The sequence below is a fragment of the Micromonospora sp. NPDC052213 genome (assembly GCF_040679695.1).
Taxonomy (GTDB): Bacteria; Actinomycetota; Actinomycetes; order Mycobacteriales; family Micromonosporaceae; genus Micromonospora.
This window is the reverse complement of record NZ_JBFAVI010000012.1, coordinates 23,417-44,381: the sequence shown is the minus strand read 5'-3', so window position 1 is coordinate 44,381 and position 20,965 is coordinate 23,417. Positions and strand designations below refer to the sequence as shown.

18 protein-coding genes are annotated in these 20,965 nt (G+C 73.5%); 13 read left to right on the top strand and 5 right to left on the bottom strand.

The features are described from left to right. The first annotated feature begins 183 nt into the window (after positions 1–183). The 12 genes from AB0L34_RS05505 (at position 184) to AB0L34_RS05450 (ending at position 14,872) form a co-directional block, all read left to right on the top strand. Positions 184–2,286 carry a hypothetical protein gene (locus AB0L34_RS05505; protein WP_363702135.1) on the top strand — a complete coding sequence of 701 codons (2,103 nt, stop codon included), beginning with the start codon at positions 184–186 and terminating at the stop codon, positions 2,284–2,286. Between the two features lie 33 nt (positions 2,287–2,319). Then, positions 2,320–4,497, top strand: a complete 2,178-nt coding sequence (locus AB0L34_RS05500; RefSeq protein WP_363702133.1) for a hypothetical protein — start codon at positions 2,320–2,322, stop codon at positions 4,495–4,497. Positions 4,498–4,535: 38 nt separating this feature from the next. Continuing rightward, complete coding sequence (locus AB0L34_RS05495; RefSeq protein ID WP_357692900.1) at positions 4,536–5,798, top strand: Gfo/Idh/MocA family oxidoreductase; 1,263 nt, start codon at positions 4,536–4,538, stop codon at positions 5,796–5,798. Between the two features lie 23 nt (positions 5,799–5,821). Next, entirely contained in the window at positions 5,822–7,057 is a 1,236-nt protein-coding gene (locus AB0L34_RS05490; RefSeq protein ID WP_363702131.1) for a sugar ABC transporter substrate-binding protein, read from the top strand. A gap of 96 nt (positions 7,058–7,153) precedes the next feature. After that, on the top strand, positions 7,154–8,056 hold the full coding sequence (locus AB0L34_RS05485) for a sugar ABC transporter permease (protein WP_357458149.1): 903 nt from the start codon (positions 7,154–7,156) through the stop codon (positions 8,054–8,056). After that, positions 8,053–8,955: a carbohydrate ABC transporter permease gene (locus tag AB0L34_RS05480; RefSeq protein WP_363702129.1), complete on the top strand. Its 903-nt coding sequence runs from the start codon at positions 8,053–8,055 to the stop codon at positions 8,953–8,955. Before AB0L34_RS05485 ends, AB0L34_RS05480 begins: the two co-directional genes overlap by 4 nt. Positions 8,956–8,963: 8 nt before the next feature. Continuing rightward, positions 8,964–9,986, top strand: a complete 1,023-nt coding sequence (locus AB0L34_RS05475; protein WP_363702127.1) for an NAD-dependent epimerase/dehydratase family protein — start codon at positions 8,964–8,966, stop codon at positions 9,984–9,986. Positions 9,987–9,988: 2 nt separating this feature from the next. After that, a complete protein-coding gene (locus AB0L34_RS05470) occupies positions 9,989–10,996 on the top strand; it encodes a dihydrodipicolinate synthase family protein (RefSeq protein ID WP_363702125.1) in 1,008 nt (335 codons plus the stop codon). A gap of 52 nt (positions 10,997–11,048) precedes the next feature. After that, complete coding sequence (locus AB0L34_RS05465) at positions 11,049–12,074, top strand: hydroxyacid dehydrogenase (protein ID WP_363702123.1); 1,026 nt, start codon at positions 11,049–11,051, stop codon at positions 12,072–12,074. Between the two features lie 74 nt (positions 12,075–12,148). Beyond that, the gene (locus tag AB0L34_RS05460) at positions 12,149–12,988 is read left to right on the top strand and encodes a fumarylacetoacetate hydrolase family protein (RefSeq protein WP_363702121.1); all 840 of its coding nucleotides are present in this window, start codon (positions 12,149–12,151) and stop codon (positions 12,986–12,988) included. Beyond that, the gene (locus tag AB0L34_RS05455; RefSeq protein WP_363702119.1) at positions 12,985–13,923 is read left to right on the top strand and encodes a GNAT family N-acetyltransferase; all 939 of its coding nucleotides are present in this window, start codon (positions 12,985–12,987) and stop codon (positions 13,921–13,923) included. The genes AB0L34_RS05460 and AB0L34_RS05455 overlap by 4 nt, the downstream gene beginning before the upstream one ends. Before the next feature lie 94 nt (positions 13,924–14,017). Then, entirely contained in the window at positions 14,018–14,872 is an 855-nt protein-coding gene (locus AB0L34_RS05450) for an SMP-30/gluconolactonase/LRE family protein (protein ID WP_363702117.1), read from the top strand. 111 nt (positions 14,873–14,983) lie between these two features. On the opposite strand, the gene AB0L34_RS05445 is transcribed toward AB0L34_RS05450, so the two are convergent. The 4 genes from AB0L34_RS05445 to AB0L34_RS05430 form a co-directional block, all read right to left on the bottom strand. Beyond that, positions 14,984–15,550 carry a TetR family transcriptional regulator gene (locus AB0L34_RS05445; protein WP_363702115.1) on the bottom strand — a complete coding sequence of 189 codons (567 nt, stop codon included), beginning with the start codon at positions 15,548–15,550 and terminating at the stop codon, positions 14,984–14,986. After that, positions 15,550–16,062, bottom strand: coding sequence for an FBP domain-containing protein (locus tag AB0L34_RS05440; RefSeq protein WP_363702184.1), 513 nt, complete (start codon positions 16,060–16,062; stop codon positions 15,550–15,552). The genes AB0L34_RS05445 and AB0L34_RS05440 overlap by 1 nt, the downstream gene beginning before the upstream one ends. 252 nt (positions 16,063–16,314) lie before the next feature. Continuing rightward, complete coding sequence (locus AB0L34_RS05435; RefSeq protein WP_363702113.1) at positions 16,315–16,749, bottom strand: hypothetical protein; 435 nt, start codon at positions 16,747–16,749, stop codon at positions 16,315–16,317. Beyond that, positions 16,742–18,085, bottom strand: coding sequence for a molybdopterin-dependent oxidoreductase (locus AB0L34_RS05430; RefSeq protein WP_363702111.1), 1,344 nt, complete (start codon positions 18,083–18,085; stop codon positions 16,742–16,744). The genes AB0L34_RS05435 and AB0L34_RS05430 overlap by 8 nt, the downstream gene beginning before the upstream one ends. 297 nt (positions 18,086–18,382) lie before the next feature. Between AB0L34_RS05430 and AB0L34_RS05425 the strand changes: the two genes are divergently transcribed. Further along, complete coding sequence (locus AB0L34_RS05425) at positions 18,383–19,444, top strand: NAD-dependent epimerase/dehydratase family protein (protein WP_363702109.1); 1,062 nt, start codon at positions 18,383–18,385, stop codon at positions 19,442–19,444. A 108-nt stretch (positions 19,445–19,552) separates the two neighbouring features. On the opposite strand, the gene AB0L34_RS05420 is transcribed toward AB0L34_RS05425, so the two are convergent. Beyond that, positions 19,553–20,953, bottom strand: a complete 1,401-nt coding sequence (locus tag AB0L34_RS05420; protein ID WP_363702182.1) for a hypothetical protein — start codon at positions 20,951–20,953, stop codon at positions 19,553–19,555. Positions 20,954–20,965: the final 12 nt, after the last annotated feature.

Sequence of the window (20,965 nt, the reverse complement as noted above, 5' to 3'; positions counted from 1 at the left end):
TGACTCCCGTCGTGCCGCAGCCCCGGCACCGGGCGTTCCGGTCAGCAGCTCCGCCGCCTGCGCGCCTCGCGCGTTTGCCCGACCTTCCCCCCGTCCTGTGGCGCCCCGCGGCGCCCACAGACCCCCAGCACCGCCGTCCGGCGCACCCGCCGGCCGGCGGGACCGCGAAGGTTGAGGCTCTCCATGGGTCTACTCGGCACGTCCGTTCCCACCCCCCACGACCAGGTCCTGCGCGTCGACACCGTCGCCGACCTGGCCGACCTCACCCCCGCCGCGCTGACGGCCCGCACGCTCGTACGGGTCGCCGGCTACCACACCCCCGGCGACGGCGGCGGCATGCTGCTGCGCTGGGACCCCACCAGCACCGCCGCCGGCAACGGCGGCACCGTGCACGACCCGTACCCGGGCGGGCGCGGCGACCGGCGCGGCCGATGGTCGGCCGTGCACGACGGGGTCGGCGACTTCCGGATGTTCGGGATCTTCGGCCGGGACACCCCCGCCGACGCCGCGCTGGACGCGATGGTCGCCGACCCGGCGATCCATCGGATCGAGGCCCACACCGACCTGCGCTTCGTCAAGCGACACACCTTCGGCCGAAGCGACATCGAGCTGGACTTCGGCGGTCACACGGTGCACACCGACGGCATCGAGCGCAACACCCACGACAACCCGTTCGGCGCGGTGCTCTACTTCCGGGGCGCGGTGACCGACACGACGATCACCCACACCCTCACCGAGACCGTCCCCGAGCTGACCGACGTGTTCCAGGTGCCCGACTCGGGGCGCTTCACCGTCGGCCAGTGGTGGACCGCCACCAGCAATGCCCTCACCGGCGCCGACGAGCGCGAACTGCAGAAGATGGTCCAGGTCACCCAGATCGTCGACGGCACCCACATCCGGGTGGGCTACCTCAACGGCTGGGCGCTGGAGCCCGGACGCACGATCACCTGGCGGCGGGTCGAACCGGTCCAGCGCGCCCACGTACGCAACATGGTCTTCCTCGGCCACGTCGCCTTCACCGGCGAGTACCCCGGGTCCGGGCCGGACGACCGCGAGTACAGCGGCTCCCACCCGGTCGCCTACGAGTACGCGGTGCGCTGCGACGTCTCCGGCATCGACGCCACCGGCACCTGGTGGCCGGTGATCATGCGCCGCTGGTGCACCCACTTCACCACCGCCGACTGCACCCTGAAGAACCCGCCGACCGTGATGTACGGCGGCGCCGGCTACCTCACCCAGCAGATCTACTGCCTGTACGGGCACGTCGTGGACTGCCGCAGCTCCAACGCCCGGCACCTCAACGACCTCACCGCCTCGGCGTACTGCACGGTGGAGAACTGCCACGGCGACGGCGACGACGCCGGGGGCAACCCGTTCACCACCCACGGCCAGTACGAGCACGACCTCGTCTTCACCGGCAACTCCGGCCTGATGGACATCGCCAACAGCGGTGGCCAGTGGGGCATCAGCGCCAAGCGGATCACCGTCCGCCGACACGTCTGCTCCTGGTTCGTCGCCGGCACCAAGATCACCGATCTGACCCTGGAGGACGTGCGGGTCGTCGCCCGCTCCACCTTCGACCCGGCCGGCACGCTCCAGGTCAACGCCGACGGCGCGCAGCTGCGCGGCTGCTCGGCGCGGACGCTGAGCATCGCCCAGCGCTCGACCCGTTCCCGCCGGCCCACGGTCATCGCCGACTGCGACTTCGACCAGCCCGCCGGCACGGTGATCGTGCAGACCCCGGTGAGCAACCCGGTGCACTTCGTCCGAACCACCTTCCGCGGCCTGGACGGCGCGATCATGCGCGGCGCCGGCCCCGTCCACTTCACCGACTGCACCCTGACCGGGGCGCCGGGCGCGGCACCGCTGCTGATCGGCGCGGCCGAGGTGGTGGTACGCGGCGGCACCCTGACCGACACCGGCATCGAGCTGTCGGCCGTCCGCGACCAGCGCCTCGTCGTCGACGGCGGTGCGGTGGTCACCGGCAGCAACGCCCGCCGGGCGCTGCTGACCCGGGCCGCCGGCACCGGCACGGTCCGGATCGAGCTGGGCGACTACCGCAGCGCGGCGGCCGACGCGGAGACCGCGCACGTGCGCATCGACACCGGCGTCAACCGGTACCGGGCCGTCGGCGCCCGCTTCTCCGGCGGGCGGCTGGCGCTCGCCGACGCGGCCTTCGGCGCCGCCTCCACCCTGCTGCACACCGGGTGCGTCGAGGAGGGGGTCGCCCGCGAACTGCCCGCCGACTCCGCCCGCGTCGCCACCGGCGACAACCTCACCCTCTGATCGCCTCGCCCCCCTGGAAGAGGAGACACCCCCATGGACCGTTCCGAACCGACCTCCCGCCGCACCCTGCTGCGCGCCACCGGGGTCGGCGGGCTCGCCCTCGCCGGCGCCGCCCTCACCCCCGCCACCGCCGCGTCCGCCGCCCCCGAGTCCGACAGCACGGCGAACCCCCTGGCCCCCGGCCTCGACGCGGTCCTGCACGTCGGCACCGTCGCCGCCCTGCTCAGCCTGAGTCCCGGCACCCTGCACGACGGGCGGGTCGTACACGTCGACGGGCACTACGCCGCCGGCGACGGCGGCGCCCGTTTCGTCCGCTGGAACGCGGCCAGCACCGCCGCGGGCAACGGCGGCACCGTGCTCGACCCGCACGGCGACCGGCCCGGCCCCGGCCGCTGGCTCCAGCTGCACGACGGCGTCGTCGAGTTCCGGCACTTCGGCATCTTCGACGCGAAGACCCCCGCCGACGCCGCGCTGGACGCCATGGTGAACGACCCGTCGGTGCACCGCATCGAGGCCCACTCCGACCTGCACTTCGTCAAGCGGCACCGGTTCACCCGCAGCGACCTCGTGCTCGACTTCGGCGGGCACACCATGTCCACCGACGGAATCGAGGACGCCGGCCGCGACGACCCGTTCGCCGCCGTGCTGTTCTTCCGTGGCACGGTCACCGACGACGTGCGCACCCACACCCTGACCGAGCCGGTCCGGGAGGGTTGGGACTCCTTCCAGGTCGCCGACTCCGGCGCGTTCGCCGTCGGCCAGTGGTACGCCGTCGAGGTCAACCAGCTCGCCGGCCGCTGGGAGAAGGAGCTGCAGAAGCTCGTCCAGGTCACCCAGATCGTCGACGGCACCCACATCCGGGTCAACTACAAGAACGGCTGGGAGCTGGCCCCCGGACGCACCCTCACCTGGACCCGGGTCGAGCCGGTCAGCCGGGTCCACGTACGCGACCTGGTGTTCACCGGCAACGGCGGCGACCAGTACACCGGCTCCCACCCGATCGCCTACGAGTACGCCGTGCACTGCGACGTCGCCGACGTCGACGCCACCGGCACGTTCTGGCCGGTGATCATGCGCCGCTGGTGCACGTACTTCCACACCACCCGGTGCACCCTGACGAACCCCACCTCGGTCACCTGGGGCGGCGCGGGCTACCTGACCCAGCAGATCTACTGCCTGTACGGGCACGTCGAGGACTGCCGCACCTCCAACGCCCGGCACCTCAACGACTGGACCGCCTCGGCGTACTGCTACGTCACCAACTGTCACGGCGACGGCGACGACCAGGGTCCCTTCGTCACCCACGGCCAGTACGAGCACGACCTCGTCTACACCGGCAACTCCGGGCTGATGACCTTCGCCAACTCCGGCGCGGCCTGGGGCTCGGCGGCCAAGCGGATCACCGTGCGCAAGCACGTCTGCTCCTGGTTCGTGGCCCGGGTGAAGGTCACCGACCTGACCCTGGAGGACGTGCAGGTCATCCGCAAGGCCGGGCTGGCCGGCTCCGGGATGATGTGGGTCAACGCCGACGGCGTGCAACTGCGCGGCTGCTCCGCCGACGACACGCTGATCATCTCCCAGCAGTCCACCCGGTCGCAGCGGCCGAACGTCATCGAGGGCTGCTCCTTCACCCTCGCCACCGCCGGCACGGACGTGGTGCAGGCCAGCGTCACCACCCCGGTGCACCTGGTCCGCACCACGCTCCGGGGGGTCAACGGCCACACCTTCAGCGGCACCGGGCGGCTGCACCTGACCGACGTGACGTTCGTCGGCGCCCCCGACGCCGCGCCGGTCACCGTGAAGTCCGCCGACCTGCGCGTCTCCGGCGGCACGTTCACCGACACCGGCATCCGCCTCGCCGGCGCCGCCGACCAGCGGATCAGCGTCGGATCCGGGGCACTGTTCACCGGAACGAACGCGGCGAAGGCGCTGCTGTCCCGCGCCGCGGCCACCGGCGTCGTGCGGTGGGAACTGGGCGGCTACCGCAGCAGCACCGTCGACGCCGGCACCGCCCACGTCAGCGTCGACGCCGGCACCAACCGGTACTCCGCCGTCGGGGCGCAGTTCACCGGCGGGAAGCTGCGGCTGGCCGACGCCGGCTTCGGCGAGGGGTCGTACCTGCACCACACCGGGTGCGTCGAGGAGGGCGTGGCCCGGGAGCTGCCCGCCGCCTCGCCCCGGGTGCGTGACGCCGGAAACCTGACGGTCTGAGCGCGGCGACGGCGAGCGAGAGAGAAGGCGAGAAACAGGTGGAACAGCAGGACCGGCCGGTGCGGGTGGCGCTGGTGGGCGCCGGGAACCGGGGACAGACGTACGCCCGGTGGGTGGCCGCCAACCCCGCACGCGCGCGGCTCGTCGCGGTCGCCGACCCGCGCCCCCACCAGCGGGGGCTGATCACCGCCGCGCACCCCGGCGCGGCGGCGTACGCCGACTGGCGGGACCTGCTGGCGGCGGACGCGCCGGCCGACGCGGTCGTCGTGGCCACCCAGGACCGGATGCACGTGGAGCCGGCCGTCGCGTTCGCCAAGGCGGGCCGGCACCTGCTGGTGGAGAAACCGCTCGCGCCGACGGCGGACCAGTGCCGGGAGATCGTCGACGCGGTCCGCGCCACCGGGGTGCTGTTCGCCGTCTGCCACGTGCTGCGCTACACCCCCTACACCGACCTGGTGAAGCGGGTGGTCGACAGCGGGGTGCTGGGCGAGATCGTCAGCGTCCAGCACCTCGAACCGGTCGGCTGGTGGCACTACGCCCACTCCTACGTACGCGGCCCGTGGCGGCGGGAGGACCTGGCCACCCCGATGCTGCTGGCCAAGTCCAGCCACGACCTGGACTGGCTCGGCTACGTCACCGGCCGGCGCATCGAACGCGTCGCCAGCTTCGGCGGGCTGCGCCACTTCCGGCCCGACCAGGCCCCGGCCGGCGCCGCGCAGCGGTGCCTGGACTGCCCGGTCGAGCCGGACTGCCCGTACTCGGCGCCGAAGCTGTACCTGCCGGTGCTGCGCGAGCACGGGCCGATCTGGCCGGTCAGCGTGGTCACCGACGGCACCGACGAGGCCGCGCTGGTCGAGGCGCTGCGCACCGGCCCATACGGGCGCTGCGTCTACGCCGGCGACAACGACGTCGTCGACCACCAGGTCGTGGCGATGGAGCTGACCGGCGGGGTCACCGCCACCTTCACCATGGCCGCCTTCACCGAACAGACCCACCGCCAGACCCAGCTGTTCGGCACCCACGGCTCGCTCTCCGGCGACGGCGAGCGGGTCCGGGTGCACGACTTCCGCACCGACCGGATCGAGGTCCTCGACGCCGGCACGGTCGGCGGGTCCACCGCCGCCGACGACCACGGCGGCGGCGACACCGGGCTGATGGACGCCTTCGTCCGCGCCGTCGCCACCGGCGACGGCCGACACATCCGGTCCGGACTGGACGAGACCCTCGCCAGCCACCTCGCGGTCTTCGCCGCCGAGGCGGCCCGGCACACCGGCACGGTCGTCACCGTGCCCGCGCAGTGAACCCTTCAGAGAGGAACGGACAGATGCGAGTTCGCAGGTTCGCGCCGGTCGCGGTCGCCGCGCTGGCGGCCGGGCTGCTCACCGCGTGCGGCGGCGGGTCCGACGCCGGCGGCGACAAGCAGAACGTCACCATGTGGATCTACCCGGTGATCCCCGACGAGGCCACCCACCGGGGCTTCTGGGACAAGCAGGTCGCCGCGTTCGAGGCCGACCACCCGAACGTCGACGTGAAGGTCGAGATCTTCCCGTGGGCCAAGCGGGAGGAGTCGCTGACCACCGCGATCGCCGGCGGCAAGGGCCCCGACGTGGTCTACCTGATCCCCGACCAGCTCGGGAAGTTCGGCAAGATGATCGAACCGGTCGACGAGTACCTGCCGGCCGACGCGAAGGCCGACTACCTGGACAACCTCCGCGAGGCGGTCACCCAGGACGGCAAGATGCTCGGCGCGCCCATCCTGACCAGCGCCAACCCGCTGATGTGCAACGCGAAGGTGTTCGCCGTCGCCGGCGTCACCGAGTACCCGAAGACCTGGGCGGACCTGCTCGCCATCGCGCCGACGTTCAAGGCCAAGGGCTTCGACGTGACCAACTACTACGCCGACCCGAACGCCACCCTGAACCAGTCCTTCTACCCCCTGCTGTGGCAGGCCGGCGGTGACGTGTTCGGCGCCGACGGCAAGTCGGTGGCGTTCGACGGCCCCGAGGGCGTCAAGGCGCTGACCTTCCTCAAGCAGCTCGTCGACGGCGGCTACGTGGAGAAGGACCTGCTCACCAACATCCCCGCCTTCGAGCAGACCAACGTCGCCAAGAACAAGGTGGCCTGCACCTGGCAGCACGTCCCGGCCGACGTCGAGACGTTCTGGGGCAAGGAGAACATCAAGATCTTCCCGCCGCTGACCGACGTCAAGAGCGTCGGCTACGGCGCCGTGGGCAGCCTGTCGATGCTCAAGGGCAGCAAGGCCAAGAAGGCCGCCGGCGAGTGGATCACCTTCGCCACCCAGCCGTCCGTGGCCACCGCGTACGACACGGCGGGCGGCTACTTCTCCACGAAGAAGTCCGCCGGCTCGCTCTACGCCCAGGACCCGGTCAACGGCGAGTTGGAGAAGACCCTGCCGAGCATGACCGTCGGCTCGCTGAACGAGAAGAGCCGCGAGGTGATGGGCGTGCTCGGCCCCGAGATCCAGGCCGCGCTGATCGGCAAGAAGACCCCCGAGCAGGCCCTCGCCGACGCGGCCAAGGCCGCCGACGCGCTGCTCTGACCCACACCGGCCCGCCGTCGCCGCGTCGCGGCGGCGGGCCGGGCACCACCAGACCGGCCACGTCGGCCGGTCCGTACCCGCGAAGAGGATGGCGAGATGGCCGTACCTGCTCAGCTGCCGGCCCGCAGGGCCCGGCGGGTGATCGCCCGGCGCGAGGCACGATGGGGTCTGCTCTTCGTCCTCCCCGCGTTCCTGCTGTTCCTGGCGTTCCGCTTCGGCCCGGCCATCGCCGGGCTGGTGCTCGGCTTCATGGAGTACACGATCGGCGGCGACGCCGAGTGGACCGGGCTGGACAACGCCCGCCACCTGGTCGACGACCCGGTGTTCTGGCAGTCGCTGCGGGTCACCGTCGCCTACACCCTGCTGTACGTGCCGCTGACCGTGGCCGTGTCGGTCGGGCTGGCGCTGCTGGTCCGGCGCGGCTTCCGCGGCGTCGGCTTCTTCCGGTCGGTGTTCTTCCTGCCGGTGGTCACCAGCCTGGTCCTCGTCGCCACCATCTTCTCCTGGGTGTTCTCCTCCGACGGCCCGTGGTCGCGGATCATGGGCTGGCTCGGCCTGCCCGACGACTCGTGGCTGGCCTCCAGCGCGCTGGTGGTGCCGGCGCTGGCGCTGGTCGGCGTGTGGTCACACTTCGGGTACGGCATGCTGATCGTGCTGGCCCGGCTCCAGGACCTGCCCCGCGAGCAGGAGGAGGCGGCGCTCACCGACGGCGCCGGCCCGTGGCAGCGGTTCCGCTGGATCGTGCTGCCGCAGCTCAAGCCGGTCCTGTTCTTCCTGCTGGTGATCGAGACCACCGCCTCCTTCCAGGTCTTCGACCTCGTGTACGCGATGACCGGCGGCGGCCCGGCCCGCGCCAGCTACACCCTCGTCATGGCCCTGTACGACCAGGGCTTCAAGTACTTCGACCTCGGCTACGCCAGCGCGATCGGGGTGGCCCTGTTCGTGATGACCCTGGTCGTCGCCCTGGTCCAGCGGCTGGCCCTCGGGAGGAACAAGTGACCGCCACGAGCACCGCCCCCACGCCCGCGCCCACCACGCCATCCCCGCCGGCGAGGCGACGGCGTCGGTCGTACCGGGCGTTGCAGCCCGGACCGGCCGGCACCGCGCTGCGGTACGTGCTGCTCGCCGTCGCCAGCGTGGTCACCCTGTTCCCGTTCTACGCGATGGTCGTGTTGAGCCTGAAGCCGACCGCTGCCGTCGAGTTCCCCGGCAGCCTGCTGCCCTGGCCGATCGACCTCGACGCGTACGCCACCGTGCTCGACTCGCGGGACATCCTGCGGTGGCTGCTGAACACCACGATCTACTCGGTGGTCAGCGTCGTCGCGGTGCTCCTGCTCGCCGCGATGGCCGGGTACGCGTTCGCGAAGAAGCGATTCCCCGGCCGGGAGACGATGTTCTGGTCGTTCCTGGCGATGGTGATGGTGCCCTACCACGTCACCCTCATCCCGACCTTCATCCTGATCGCGAAGGTCGGCGGGGTGGACACCTACTGGGGGCTGATCCTGCCGACGCTCGCGAACGCGCAGGCGGTCTTCCTCATGCGGCAGTTCATCCAGGGCCTGCCGGACGAACTGTTCGAGGCGGCACGCATCGACGGCGCGTCGGAGTGGCGGATGTTCGTGCAGATCGTGCTGCCGCTGTGCAAGCCGATCCTGGCCACCCTCGGCGTGTTCGTCTTCCTGTGGCACTGGAACGACCTGCTCTGGCCGCTGATCATCGGGCAGAGCGGGGACATGCGCACGCTCACCGTCGGCATCGCCTCCCTCCAGCAGGAGAACGTGCCGCTCAACGTCATGCTCGCCGGCTCGGTCGTCGCGTTCGTGCCGATCTTCGCCGCCTACCTCGTCGGCCAGCGGTACTTCACCGAGGGCGTCACGATGTCCGGAATCAAGGGATGAGAAGACCAGTGTTCAACAGTGAGTCCGAGTTGGAGGACCGGCTGGCCCGGCCGTCGGCGGCGCTCGTCGCCGACCTGGCCGGCGACTCCGGCGACCTGGTGGTGCTCGGCGCCGGGGGCAAGATGGGCCCGTCGCTGTGCCGGCTGGCCCGCCGGGGGCTCGACGCCGCCGGCCGCACCGGCGACCGGGTGTACGCGGTGTCGCGCTGGTCGGACCGGGCGGCGGCCGACGCGCTGGCCGCCGACGGGGTGGAGCCGGTGGCGTTCGACCTGCTGGGCGACGGCGACCTGGGCGGCCTGCCCGACGCCCGCGACGTGATCTTCATGGTGGGCGCGAAGTTCGGCACCGCCACCGCCCCCTACCTGGCCTGGATGGTCAACGCGGTCCTGCCCGCCGCGGTGGCCCGCCGCTACCCGGCCGCCCGGATCGCCGCGTTCTCCACCGGCAACGTCTACCCGATGGTGCCGGTGGCCTCCGGCGGCTGCGTGGAGACCGACCCGACCGGCCCGGTCGGCGACTACGCGATGAGCTGCCTCGGCCGCGAGCAGGTCTTCGCGCACGCCGCCGCGACCCGGGGCACCCCGGTCGCGGTGCTCCGGCTCAACTACGCCGTCGACCTGCGCTACGGGGTGCTCGCCGACATCGGGCAGGCGGTGCTGGCCGGCGACCCGGTCGACGTCACCACCGGCCACGTCAACGTGGTCTGGCAGGGCTACGCCAACGAGGTCGCCCTGCGGGCGCTGCGGCACGCCAGCGCCGACGTGTGCACCCTGAACCTGACCGGCCCGGAGACCGCGCCGGTGCGCCGGATCGCCGCCCGGTTCGGCGCGCGCCTGGGCAGGCCGGTGACGTACGCCGGCACCGAGGCGCCCACGGCGCTGCTCAACGACGCCACCCGCTGCCACGCGCTGTTCGGCTACCCGGACGTCCCGCTGGGCACCCTGGTCGACTGGCAGGCCGACTGGCTGGCCGCCGGGCTGCCGACCTCCGGCAAGCCCACCAAGTTCGCCGTCCGCGACGGGAGGTTCTGACCGTGTCCCTGGAACTGCTGCGCGAAGGCACCGTCATCCCGGCGCACCCGCTGGCGCTGACCGCCGACCGTCGCCTCGACGAGCGGCGGCAGCGAGCGCTGACCCGCTACTACCTGGCCGCCGGGGCGGGCGGACTCGCCGTCGGCGTGCACACCACCCAGTTCGCCGTCCGGGAGGCCGGACTGCTGCGGCCGGTGCTCGCCCTGGCCGCCGAGACCGTCGACGCCGAGGCCGGCCGGCCGGTGGTGAAGGTCGCCGGGGCGTGCGGCCCCACCGTCCAGGCCGTCGCCGAGGCCGAGCTGGCGGCCGGGCTGGGCTACCACGCCGTGCTGCTGTCCCCCGTCGTGCCGGGCGCCGACGAGGCGTACCTGCTCCAGCGGGCGCGCGCGGTCGGCGACGTGCTGCCGGTGATCGGCTTCTACCTCCAGCCGGCCATCGGCGGCCCGCGCCTGTCCCCGGCGTTCTGGCGGGCGTTCGCCGACCTGCCGTCGGTGGTCGCGGTGAAGCTGGCCCCGTTCGACAGGTACCGCACCCTGGAGGCGGTGCGCGGGATCGCCGCCGCCGACCGGGGCGCGGAGGTGGCTCTGTACACCGGCAACGACGACCACATCCTCGGCGACCTGCTCGGCGAGTTCGCCGGCCGCCGGTTCGTCGGCGGGTTGCTCGGCCAGTGGGCGGTGTGGACCCGCGCGGCGGTGGCGATGTTCGACCGGGTGCGGGCGGCCCGCTCGGGCGACGCGGCGGCGCTGGCGGAACTGACCGCCCGCGCGGCGGCGCTCACGGACGCGAACGCGGCGGTGTTCGACGCGGCGAACGACTTCGACGGCTGCATCGCCGGGGTCCACGAGGTGCTGCGCCGGCAGGGGCTGCTCGACGGGGTGTGGTGCCTCGACCCGGCCGAGGGGCTGTCACCCGGCCAGGCCGAGGAGCTGACCCGGGTGACCACCGCCTACCCGTGGCTGACGGACGACGACTTCGTCGCGGAGCGTCGCGATGACTGGCTCCGGTGAGCCCCCCGGGGCCGGCGCGGCCGGCAGGCCCGAGCCGCCGGACGACCGGCCCGTGACCACGCTCCCCGGCGGGCGCCGTCCGGTCACCGTGGTGTCCGTACCGGCCGCGCTGCGTGCCCAGTTCTTCCCCGACCGGGTCGGCGACCGGCTGACCACGGTCACCGACGCCACGCTGGTCGACGACCACGCGGCACTCACCCGCACCGACCTGGTGCCGCTGCTGGCCCGGGCCGAGGTGCTGGTGACCTCCTGGAGCGTTCCTCGGCTCGACGCGGCCCTGCTGGACCGCGCCCCCGTGCTCCGGCTGGTCGCGCACACCGGCGCGTCGGTCAAGCCGTTCGTGACCCCCGAGGTGTTCGCCCGCGGCATCACGGTCACCCAGGCGGGGCAGGGCATGGCCCGGTCGGTGGCCGAGGTCGCGCTCGCGTTCACCCTGGCCCTGCTGCACCAGACGCCCCGCTTCGACCACGCGCTGCGCGGCGGCACGAGCTGGAGCCGGGCGGAACAGGCGCCACCCCGGCACGAGATCCTCGGCTGCCCGGTCGGCGTCGTCGGCGCCTCCCGCACCGGGCGGGCGTACCTGGAGCTGGTCCGGGCCCTGGGGGCGGAGGTCAGCGTGTACGACCCGACCCTGGCCACGGCGGACGCCGCCGCGCTCGGCGTCCGGCTGGTCGGCCTGGACGAACTGCTCGCCGGTAGCCGGATCGTCGCGCTGCACGCACCGACCCTGCCGGAGACCCGGCACCTGCTCGGTGCCCGCGAACTGGCACTGCTGCCCGACGGCGCCGGGCTGGTCAACACCGCCCGGTCCTGGCTGGTCGACGAGGCGGCGCTCGTCGCGGAGCTGTCCCGTGGCCGGATCGACGCCGCGCTGGACGTCTTCGACGATGAGCCGCTGCCCACCGGCCACCCGCTGCGGGCGCTGCCCAACGTGCTGCTCACCCCGCACCAGGCCGCCGGGACCGTGCAGGGTCGCCGGCGGCAGGGCGAGATCGTCGTCGACGAGATCATCCGGCACGTGACTGGTCGACCCCTCGCCCACGCGGTGACGCCCGAGATGCTGGCCCACACGGGCTGACCCGACGCCCCCACCCGACCCGTACGCGCTGGACCCGGGCCCGCCCGCGGCCTGCTGTCGGCAGAGAGGAAACCATGAAGTTCATGCGAATCGGCCCGGTCGGCGCCGAGCGGCCGGTGCTGTTCGACGGCACCAACCACTTCGACCTGAGCGGGATCACCGCCGACATCGACGCGGCGTTCCTCGCCGCGGACCCCGTGGGGCGCGTGCGAGCGGCTGGGCCGCTGCCGCCGCTCGACGTGACCGGGGAGCGGATCGGCGCCCCGATCGCCCGGCCCGGGGCGGTGCTCTGCATCGGGCAGAACTACAGCGCGCACGCCGCCGAGTCCGGAGTCGCCCCGCCCGGCGAGCCGATCCTGTTCCACAAGTCGCCGAACACCGTGGTGGGCCCGTACGACCAGGTGCTGGTGCCGCGTGGCTCGACGAGGACCGACTGGGAGGTGGAACTGGCCGTGGTGATCGGAAGACGCGCCCGCTACCTGGGCTCCCCGGCCGAGTCGCTGGCCCACGTGGCGGGGTACGCGGTCACCAACGACGTGTCCGAACGGGACTACCAGTTCGCGGACCCCGGCGGCCAGTGGTCCAAGGGCAAGTCGTGCGAGACCTTCAACCCGCTCGGCCCGTGGCTGGTCACGCCGGACGAGGTGGGTGACCCGCAGGCGCTGCGGCTACGTTCGTGGGTCAACGGCGAGCCCCGGCAGGACTCCCGCACGGCCGACATGATCTTCGACGTGGCGTACCTGATCTGGCACCTGTCCCAGTTCACCGTGCTGGAACCGGGCGACGTCCTCAACACCGGCACCCCGCAGGGGGTGGCGCTGTCCGGCCGGTTCCCCTACCTGACGGCCGGCGACGTGATGGAGACGGCGATCGACGGGCTCGGCCGGCAGCGCAACGTGCTCGCGCCCGCGTGACCGCCCTCGTCGAGTACCGTCCGGCCACACCGGCGGACGTACCGTCGCTCTACGCCACGTGGGCCGAGGCGTTCACGGACGCGCACGTGACCCGGCTCTACGCCCACGACCACGACCGCTTCCGGCGCACGTTCGTCGCGGTGGAGGCCGGAGCGGTCGTCGCCGCCGTCTACTACCTGCCCCGCCGGGTACGCAACGCCGTCGGCGGCGTCGACCTGGTCGGCGGCGTCGCCAACGTCGCCACCCGGGTCCAGGCCCGCGGTCGGGGTCACGTCCGCCGCCTGCTCGACCTGGCCGTCGCCGCGATGGCGGCGGACGGCTGCGCCTGGTCGTTGCTGTTCACGGGCACACCGGGCGTCTACCTGAGCAGCGGCTACGGCACGTTCACCCTGCGCCACCCGAGCGGCCGACCGGCGGCGGGCACTCCCCTGCCGCCGGACTGGACCGTGCGGGAGCAATCCCCGGTGGACTGGGCGGAGCTCGCCCCCGTGCACGAGTCGTTCAACGCCCACCGGCCGCTGAGCACCGTGCGGGACGCCGACGACTGGCGGCTCCGGGTCCCGGTCTGGTACGCCCCACCCACCCAGATACTGGTGGCCCGGCACCACGGCCGCACGGCGGGCTACCTGGCCGCGCAGTGGTCTCCCGGGCGCGTCCGAGTGGTCGAGGCCGCCGCCCGGCCCGACCGGCCGGACGCCCTGCGCGCCCTGTTCGGCGCCGTCGCCCGCACCGCCGCCGAACGCGGCGTACGGCACTGCACGGCCCGGCTGCCGGCCGACCCGGCGATCGAGGCGGCGCTACCGTGTCTCCTGACCGACCCGGTGACGGAGACCGACGCCACCGGCATGGTCCGGCCGATCCACGCGGCACCCGACCACCTGGCCGCGATCACCGGCGCGCCCGGGGCCTTCCACTGGCCGGCCGACTACCTGTGAACACCGGACGAGCCGCACCCCGCCTGCGGTACCGAGGATGGTGACGTGGTGGGCGGGGCGAACCACGCCACGTACGGCACGTCAGGGAGGTCCGATGGTCGTCGCGGAGCAGGTCACGCCGGCGGTCGCGGGACACGGCGAAGGGCCGGTGTGGTGCCCCGCCGACCAGCGGCTGCGCTGGGTCGACATGCTGGTCGGGGACGTCCTGGCGCTGGACCCGGCCACCGGGGCGGTCAGCCGCCGGCACGTCGCCCCGGTGGTCGCGGCCCTGCGCCCGCGATCCGGCGGTGGCCTCGTCGCCGCCGTCGAGCGGGGCTTCGCGCTGCTCGGGGACGACTCGGTGGAGTTGCTGCCCGAGCTCTGGTCGGACCCGTCGGTCCGGATGAACGACGGCGGATGCGACCCGCTCGGGCGCTTCTACTGCGGCTCGATGGCGTACGACGCCGCGCCGGGTCGGGCCGCGCTGCACCGGCTCAGCCCGAGCGGCGCCGTCGAGACGGTGCTCACCGGGCTCACCGTCTCCAACGGCCTGGCCTGGACCCGGGACGGCAGGACCGCCTGGTATGTCGACTCGGCCACCCACCGGATGGACGCCTTCGCCTTCGACCTGGCCACGGGCGAGCTGCACGACCGACGGCCGGTGGTCGCGGTGCCGCCCGACGCGGGCACGCCGGACGGGCTCTGCCTCGACGTCGAGGGCGGTGTCTGGGTCGCCCTGTGGGACGGGGGCGTCGTCCACCGGTACGCCCCGGACGGCAGCCTCACCGCCGTCGTGGAGCTGCCGGTTCGGCGCCCCACCGCATGCGCGTTCGGCGGACCCGACCACGCTGACCTCTACGTCACCACCTCCCGCCAGGGCCTGCCGGCCGACGACCGTTCCCCGGCGGGGGCACTGTTCCGGATCCGACCCGAGGTGCCGGGGTTCCCCGAGTACACCTTCGCGGGCTGACAGCGGCGCCAGGCCCGATCGGCCGCCACGTCTCGCCACCCGCCGCTGATCGCCGTCGCCAGGGGCGCTCGTCGGCGACCAGCGTGTCGCGGTCGCCGGCAAGGGTGTGGTTCAGCGTCGGCCCGTCTCGGCTCCGATCGCCGACAGCATGACGTCACGAGCCGGCACGGGTGAGTCCTCCGTGATGCGGGTGAGCCCGGCGAGCCCGACTCCGAGCATGAGGATCCGCCAGGCGGCCGTTCGCGCCTGCGCGGCCTCGGAGTCCCCGGCCAGGACCGCGGCGAGGACGTCGGTCAGCCGTGAGAGCGTCTCGACGTAGCTCCTCGCGACGAGGGGGCGCTGCTGTGCGTGTGCGCCCGCCTCGGCCCACCGCGCAAGCGCGTGCCCGTCCCCGTCGGTACTCACGAGGTCGGCGAAGAAGAGCACGAGCGCGTCGTACGCATCGAGGCCGTCGACGTTGCGCTCGTACTCATCGATCTGCTGCGCCGCGTAGTGCCGCCAGGCCTCGGCGGCGAGTTCGTCGGTTGACGCGAAGTGGTGGTGGATCTGGCCCTGCGACCCGCCAAGTTCGTCCGCCACGATTCTGGCCGTCACCGCACCCAAGCCGTCGCGCTCGACCACGGCGGCCCCCGCCTCGACGATCGAACGGCGCCGCTCCGCACGCGCCAGGTACGCCATCATCCCCTCCCTCGTACGGTTCTCGGAGTGCTCGACACCGAGCGTAGGAACGCGACGGTACGCATCCGCAGCCCCTCCCTGCGCGCCCGGATTATTTCGTCCACCGGTGGGTCGAGCGGTCCGAGGACGGGCGCGCTGTGCACCTTCGTGGCGCAGTCGAGGTCGGTGCACACGAGGATGCCGAGCGTGCTCAGCCGCTGGCGCTTGTCCGCCGAGGGGCGCGGCGCCGAGAAGAGGGCGACCTCGTTGAAGCGCCGCATGAAGTGGCACAGCGAGCACATGACCGCTCGCCCGCCGAGCTCAGCCCGGCTGGGACTCTGGCGGAGCAAGGCGCCCGACGCCGTGCCGTCGATGTCGGTGACCAGGTAGGCCCGCAACGGCGCTCGGGGATCCCGCCACCCGAGGTAGTCGAGCTTGCCCCACGCGACCTCGTCGAACCAGGCCGGCAGACGGACCTTGCTCTCGACCGCGTCCAGGTTCGCGATCGCACCGCGCACCTCGCCCCGGCTCATTGCCCGCACGACGTCACCTCCTGACAATCCTGTACATGCGTACAACTTGTAACTCGATACAAGTTCCCTGTCCACTCGATTTCCGGTGCGACCCACCGTGCGAACGTCCTTCGCCGCCCGGCAGGAGCGCCCACCTCGCCGACCCCTGCGTCGAGTCCCCGTCCACCTGCCGCGTCGGCGATCACCACAGAAGCGCGCAGGGCGTCGCGAGCCCAGTCGCCAGACGTCGGCGAAGCCTGGCCTGCGGAAGGGTCAGCGCCGCCGCAACGCGTAGAGCCCCGCGCTGGCGGCGAAGAGAACCCCGCTGATCGCCAGCCAGCGGGCCAGCAGCGGTCGCGGAGCCAGACCGGTCGCCGCCGTGTACGTCTCGTCGCCGAGACCGAGGATGCCGGGAAGGTAGACGAGTAGCAGCAGCCCGGCAGCAAGCGCGGGCACCCGCACGTGGTTCAGCGCCGACGGTGCGCCTCGGCGCCCCGGGGCGGCGCGCAGCCCCCGGTCGATCAACGCGTAGACCGGGAACAGGAGCAGGTCGTGGGCGATGACCGCGCCGAGGAACCAGAGCAGCATCCCGCCTGCGGCCGGTTCCCCGGACAGCCGCAACGCGATCCAGCCCGTCACTGCGAAACAGCCGAGCATGAGCAGCAGGTGCCAGGGCGCGGCGCCGTAGCCGCGCCGGAACTCAACCATCGGCACGTTCCTCGAAGGTGATCTCCCGGACCCACTTGGTGCAGTGCACGCCGGGCAGTGCCGGCACGATGATCCGCGCCGGGTAGCCGTGGTCGAGGGACAGGTCGACGCCGTTGACCCGCAGGGCGAGCAACGATTCCGGGTCGCGGACCTGGTGGGGCTGCAACCGGGCCTGACGGAACAGGCCGCTCCGTTCCAGCGATCGGACCCGTGCCGGGGCGGACTCGGGCACGCCGACCAGGGCGGCGAGGTCGCGCAGCCGCACCCCGGTCCAGGTCTGCGCCGTCGACCAACCCTCGACGCAGGCGATCGGCAGGTCCGCGGTGTGCTGGGCCATCGCGAGCAGGCCGTCACGGTCCAACTCCACGCTGCGGCCGCCGCCCCGCACGCTGAGCCGCCAGTCCGCCCCGGTGTCGGCGGACCGGATGCCGGCTGCGGCAGCGCTGCGGTTCACCGGGAAGCCGTTCGGCCCGTCGCCGTGCCGCCGGCCCCGAGGCAGCAGCAGCGCGGTGCGGCGCAGCACGCCGTCCAGGCTCTGCCCGACGGTCAGCGCCGCGAGCAGCAACGCGCCGCCCCCGGTCAGGGCCAGAACACCGCGTCGGCTCATCGTCGCCGGACCCGGGCGCCGGGCAACCAGACCGTCCGGGTCCGCCGGCTCCGGTCGGGTCCCGGCCAGCGGGGTACGCGCGAAGCCCGGACCGCGCAACGCGGAGACCATCCGGGGCAACTTGATCGCCACGTGGGTGACCAGGGCGGCGGTGAAGACCCAGGCGCCGTACCAGTGCGCGGTGTAGAAGTCGAACCCGAACAGGTAGGCGTACTGGATGTCGAGCAGGCCGGTGGCCATCTCGAAGAGGATCCCGCCGACCAGCAGCAACAGCGACAGTCGCTCCAACGCCTGAGCCGTCGATCGAGCCGGCGGCCAGTCGAACAGCTTCGGCACCACCGACCAGAGTTTGGCCAGCACCACCGGCACCAGCACGATGCCGAGTGTCACGTGCAGGCCCTGGGTGACCCGGAACAGCCAGGCCGGGCGGGTCGGCCAGTCGAAGACGGGCGGGTGCAGCCAGCCCACGTCGCGGGGAAGGGCCTGGCCGAGGTGGGGACCGTAGGCGATCCAGTCCAACAGTCCGGTGATGATCACCAGCGGTAGGGCGGCAAGCAGGACGGCACCGAACACCGAGGTCAGCCACGGGCCGCGTACCGGGCTGCGCCAGGCGCCGGCGGCAGCCTCGGCACCCGGTGGGCGGTGCCGGTCCAGCGCCCGCCACAGCCGCGCCGGGTAGGCGTACCCCTGACTGTCGGTCGTCCCGGCGGCGGGCGGCCGGGGTGGCACGGCGGAGGGCTCGGGCCGGCCGGACGCCCGCGTCGGCTCTCCGGGGTCGGGCCTCGGAGGCGGGTCTGGCGGCGGATCGGCGGGCACGTTTCTCCTGGCGGCGGGTCGTCGAGCCCGGCACGGCGGGCCCTCGTGCAGCACGCTAACCGGCAGCACCGCCCGCCGGCTGGCTTTGTCGCATTACCGAAGGCTCACCACCGGTCCGCATGACTGAGGGCTCACCGCCGGGCCTTCCGGAAGGCTGACGCCCGACCCGAACCGGCCCGCGGGGCCACCGGTTGACCTAGCGTGACGGAAATGCGCGTACTCGTCACCGGCGCCGCCGGATTCATCGGATCGCAGGTCGCGGACCTGCTCGTCGCCGAGGGGCACCACGTGGTGTGCCTGGACGCGCTGCTGCCGCAGGCACACGGGGGCGCCCTTCCCGAATGGTCCCGCCGGCACGACCCGGTGGTCGGGGACATCCGGGACCCGAGGCTGCTCGACGACCTGCTCAGCGGCGTCGACGCCGTTTGTCACCAGGCGGCGATGGTCGGACACGGGCTGGACCCGTCGGACGCCCCCGACTACGCCAGCCACAACGACTACGGCACGGCGGTGCTGCTCGCCGCGATGCACCGGGCCGGAGTGTCCCGCCTGGTGCTGGCCAGCTCGATGGTGGTGTACGGCGAGGGGCGCTACGTGTGCGCCCGGCACGGCGTCGTCCGGCCCGCCCCGCGGCGCCCGGCCGACCTGGCCGCCGGCCGGTACGACCCCACCTGCCCGGAGTGCACCGGCACCCTCACCCCGGCGCTCGTGCCCGAGGATGCCCCGCTGGAGCCGCACAGCACGTACGCGGCCAGCAAGCTGGCGCAGGAGCACCTGGCCGCCGCCTGGGGTCGGCAGACCGGGGGCGGGGTGTGGGCGCTGCGTTACCACAACGTCTACGGTCCCCGGATGCCCCGCGACACCCCGTACGCCGGGGTCGCGTCGATCTTCCGGTCGGCGCTGGCGGACGGCCGGCCGCCGCGCGTCTACGAGGACGGCCGGCAGCGGCGCGACTTCGTGCACGTCACCGACGTGGCGCGGGCGAACCTGCTGGCCCTGACCGCGCCGGCGCCGGACGGCCTGGTGCCGGTGAACGTCTGCTCCGGCGAGCCGCACACCGTCGGCGACCTGGCCGCCGCCCTGGCCTCGGCGATGGGTGGGCCGGCGCCGGTGGTGGTCGGCGGGGCCCGGGCCGCGGACGTGCGGCACGTGGTGGCCGACCCCGCTCGCGCACGTGAACTGCTCGGCTACACCGCCCGGGTCGGCTTCGTCGACGGGGTGACCGCCTTCGCTACCGACCCGCTGCGCGAGCCCGCCACCGTGGCGGTCTGACCACACCACCGCACCCGCCGCCCGCTGGCCCGCCCGGCGACTCCGCCGGCGGACCGCCCCGGCCGTCCGGGTCGCGGCCCACCCGCTCCCGACGAGATTGGCGTTCGGTCAGGAGACGGTGAACAGCAGGTGGTTCACGGCGAGGGCGGTCAGCGCCTGCCCCGCCAGCCACCACCGACGAGCCGGCGCGGGCAGGTGCGCGACGGCGACCAGCAGCCAGACCACGAACGGCAGCCAGATCCGCTCCACCTCGGCCTTGCTCATCCCGGACAGGTCGGCGCCGGCCACCGCCAGCGCGGCGGCGGCCGGCAGCAGCACGGTCGGTCCGCGCCCCCGGACCCGCCACGCGAGTGCGACGAGCCGGTGGTGCCGCACGAGGCCGCGCACCGCCGAACCACCCGGTTCCGGGCCGCCGGCCACCGGGACCGACGGACCACTTCCGACCCGTGTCACCGCCCCCCGGCCCGCCCGAGCCGAGAACAGTGCGCGGCGCAACGCCGGCCCGGCCACCGGTCCGGCAGCGAGCAGCAGCGCCGCCAGGTTCGCCCAGACCCAGTAGCCGTACGGGCGGTCGGCCGCCCAGCCCTGGTAGTAGCGCTCCACCACCAGGTCGTACCCCCGCCACCACTGAAAGCCGGCGACGGTGAACACCACCACCACCGCGGCCACCCCGGCCGCACCGGCGAACATCGCGCCGCGCCGGCGCGCCGGCCGCAACGCCAGCACCGCGAGGGCCAGTGGCGCGACCAGCACGAAGCCGTACGACAGGTAGAGCGCGAAGCCGAGCAGCAGCCCGCCGGCCAGCGCGATCGCGGGCCCGCGTACCGCCAGCAGGGCCAAGCCGGCGGCGACCACACCGGTGAAGACACCGTCGGCGGAGGCGCCCACCCAGACCGCCCCCGGCAGCAGCACCAGGAACGGCAGCACCGCCCGAGCCGCCTCGCCTGCGCCCAGCGCCCGAAGCGTGACCGGCACGGACACCGCCACGGTCGCGCCGACCAGGACGCAGGCCAACGCCGCCGCCGTCCCGCCGCCCAGGCCGATCCGGTCCAGCCCGACGAAGAACAGCAGGGCTCCCGGCGGATGGCCGGCGGTGTGGGTGGACCACGAGTCCGGCTGGAAGTCGAGGATCCGGTCGGTGAAGCCGACCAGCATCCGCCCGACATCGGTGACCCGCGGCACTTCGTGCAGGTACTCCGCCTGCGGAGTGAGCCGCCGGGCGAGCCCGGCCGACCAGCCGTCCACCAGCGCCAGGGCGAGCGTCCAGGCCACCGCCGCCAGGTAGCCGGCGAACAGCAGCGGACCCCACCGGGCCGCACGGGCCCACCGCAGCCCCGGCCCGAGCACGGCCACGGCGACCAGCAGCGCGACCGGGGTGCCCCAGCCCAGGTGCGGCCGCCACGTGGCGTAGAGGGGGGCGGCCTCGGCGTGCAGGCCCACACCCCGATGGTTCAGCACCGCGCCGATCACCACGGCCGTGGCCAGCAGCGCCGCCTCGACGCCCAGCACGACCAGGTCGCC